General features: G+C 65.3%; 2 protein-coding genes. Both read right to left on the reverse strand.

All coding sequences use genetic code 11. The annotated features are described in order from the left end of the window. On the reverse strand, positions 1-294 hold a 294-nt coding region (locus tag ASE71_RS36710; protein ID WP_244497351.1), incomplete at its 3' end, for an NAD(P)/FAD-dependent oxidoreductase. A gap of 7 nt (positions 295-301) precedes the next feature. Continuing rightward, the coding region (locus tag ASE71_RS36715; protein ID WP_244497352.1) for an electron transfer flavoprotein subunit alpha/FixB family protein at positions 302-829 on the reverse strand (528 nt) is incomplete at its 5' end.

Genomic DNA, 829 nt, shown 5'->3' on the forward strand with positions numbered 1-829 from the left:
TGAGCCCGCGGGTCCCAACAACAGGAAGTGATCGTCCGTCACCTCGGTCTTGAACGGATGGTCGGCGTCGGCGCGCCAGTCCGGCAGCAGCCGGTCGATGCCGATGGGATCGACGACGGCGCCCGACAGGATATGCGCACCGACTTCGGCGCCCTTTTCCAAGACGACGACCGAAAGCTCCGGATTGACCTGCTTCAGCCGGATCGCCGCGGCAAGACCCGCCGGCCCCGCACCCACGATCACAACGTCGAACTCCATGCTCTCGCGTTCGGGCAGATCACTCATCTTGGACATGTTCGCTTCAAAGTGCTTTTTCGAGTTCCGGCAGAGCGTCGAAGAGATCGGCAACCAGGCCGTAGTCGACGACCTGGAAGATCGGTGCCTCTTCGTCCTTGTTGATGGCGACGATGACCTTCGAGTCCTTCATGCCGGCGAGGTGCTGGATGGCACCGGAGATGCCGCAGGCGATGTAGAGATCGGGCGCGACCACCTTGCCGGTCTGGCCGACCTGCCAGTCGTTCGGCGCGTAACCGGCGTCGACCGCAGCGCGTGAAGCGCCGACGGCAGCGCCGAGCTTGTCGGCAACCGGCAGGATCACTTGCCTGAACTTCTCGGAAGAACCGAGCGCACGGCCACCGGAGATGATGATCTTGGCAGACGTCAGCTCCGGGCGGTCCGACGACGACAGCGCATCGGCGACGAAGGAGGAAACGCCCGGGTTGGCGGCAGCCGAGACGCTCTCGATCGCCGCCGAGCCGCCTTCCGCGGCGGACGCGAAGGAGGCGGTGCGCACGGTGATGACGCGCTTGGCTTCGGTCGTCTGCACCGT

It is taken from the genome of Ensifer sp. Root954, from assembly GCF_001429005.1.
In the GTDB taxonomy this organism is placed as follows: Bacteria; Pseudomonadota; Alphaproteobacteria; order Rhizobiales; family Rhizobiaceae; genus Ensifer; species Ensifer adhaerens.